Origin of the sequence: Bartonella sp. CR84HXZ (assembly GCF_042194535.1) — a bacterium.
Taxonomy (GTDB): Bacteria; Pseudomonadota; Alphaproteobacteria; order Rhizobiales; family Rhizobiaceae; genus Bartonella; species Bartonella grahamii.
In genome coordinates this window covers 1-1,685 of the sequence record NZ_JBHIMY010000067.1, presented here as the reverse complement: position 1 = coordinate 1,685, position 1,685 = coordinate 1, and the positions used below count along the sequence as shown (strand labels likewise).

Here is a 1,685-nt window from a genome sequence, read left to right as displayed (position 1 = left end):
CAATGCAATGCCGTTCTTTTGCAAGAACGACAAAGGCAGAGTCTAACTTAAAGGAGTAAAATAATGGAAAAAAAATACGAATTTACTGATGAAACAATCGAAGTTGGGGGCAAAACTCTCCACCGCATTCGCGCATTACGAGACTTTAGAAACGTCGAGAAAGGTGATTTAGGAGGCTATATCGAGAAAGAAGACAACCTATCGCATCGTGGTAATTGCTGGATTGGGGATTATGCAAAAGTCTATGGTTATGCCAAGGTTTTTGGTGATGCCTTGGTTTACGAAAATGCACAAGTTTACGGTTATGCACATGTTTACAACAATTCTCGTATTTATGGCAAAGCAGAAGTTTGCGATGAACCATGCATTTACGGTGATGCAGAAGTTTACGGTGATGCATATATTTGCGGTGAACCGCACGTTTTTGATAATGCAGAAGTTTATGGCAATGCACAAGTTTACGAAAAGGCATACATTTATGATAGGGCGCGTGTTTACGGCAATGCAGAAGTTTCCGGTGATGCGCATGTTTACGGTCATGCAAAAATTTACGGTGAAGCATGTGTATGTTGGGACGACTGGATTGATGGCGATAAAAGAATCTCAACTAGGTAACAAACCAGATGAAAAAATACGAATTTACTGATGAAAAAATTGTGTTTGATGGAAGAACTCTTCACCGAATTAGAGCATTAAGAGACTTTGGATATGTCAAAAAAGGTGACATAGGCGGTTTTATAGAAAAAGAGAGCAACTTAAGCCATAAGAGAGACTGTTGGATTTTTGGCAATGCACAAGTTTACGGTAATGCCAAAGTTTATGATGATGCGCGGGTTTATGGGAATGCACGCGTTTATGGCAATGCACAAGTTTCTGATTATGCCGAAGTTGGTGGTGCTTATGTTGGAGATAATGCCAAGGTTTTTGACTATGCGCGGATTTATGGGAATTCTGTTATAGGGGAAAGTGTACACGTTTACGGAAATGCTAAAATTTACAATCAAGCATATATTTGCTGTCGTGTAAACATTGCTGGAAATTGTAAAATTAGTGGCTCCACCGTAATCGAAGAACGTGAGAAATAGTAATCATGGAAAAGAAATATGAACTTACTGATGAAATAGACATTCTCTATCGTCGACTAGTTCGTCGCATCCGTGCACTGAGAAACTTTGGAAACATCAAGAAAGGTGACCTAGGCGGTTATATAGAGCATGAAGGTAACCTCTCTCATGAGGGCGATTGTTGGGTTGGGGATAGGGCAAAGGTTTGCAATAATGCTCAAATTTATGAGAATGCACAAGTATTTGGACGAGCACGTATCTCATGTAATGCACGTATTTATGGAAATGCTAATGTTTTTGGAAACGCTTGTGTTGAATCCAATGCACATATTTTCGATAATGCGCAAGTTTACGGAATAGCCGAAATTCACGGCAATGCCAAAATTTGTGAAAAAGCTCATATTGGTGGTGAAGCTGTTGTGTGTGGTAACACATGTATTTCAGGCAACACACATATTAGTTATAGTAGAAAAGCCGAACATATCCCTAGGAAAAGACAGAGCGTATAAGCACTTTCTAACAACCAACCAGCCTTTTAACAGATGCGTGATTCACGCCACGGGTGAATTGCGCGCAATGTAGGAAATCAAGATGACAAATTCTACTTTTTTAAAAGAAATG

Annotated in this window: 3 protein-coding genes; all 3 read left to right on the top strand. The window is 39.5% G+C overall.

Going from position 1 to position 1,685, the window contains the following annotated elements; genetic code table 11:
- Positions 1 to 63: 63 nt before the first annotated feature.
- Genes ACFIKD_RS09290 through ACFIKD_RS09280 form a run of 3 tightly spaced genes read left to right on the top strand, consistent with a single transcriptional unit; the run spans position 64 to position 1,573 of the window.
- A complete protein-coding gene (locus tag ACFIKD_RS09290) occupies positions 64 to 615 on the top strand; it encodes a hypothetical protein (RefSeq protein WP_375647880.1) in 552 nt (183 codons plus the stop codon).
- A gap of 8 nt (positions 616 to 623) precedes the next feature.
- The gene (locus ACFIKD_RS09285; RefSeq protein WP_375647879.1) at positions 624 to 1,085 is read left to right on the top strand and encodes a hypothetical protein; all 462 of its coding nucleotides are present in this window, start codon (positions 624 to 626) and stop codon (positions 1,083 to 1,085) included.
- Positions 1,086 to 1,090: 5 nt separating this feature from the next.
- Positions 1,091 to 1,573: a hypothetical protein gene (locus ACFIKD_RS09280; RefSeq protein ID WP_375647878.1), complete on the top strand. Its 483-nt coding sequence runs from the start codon at positions 1,091 to 1,093 to the stop codon at positions 1,571 to 1,573.
- The last annotated feature ends 112 nt before the right edge of the window (positions 1,574 to 1,685 follow it).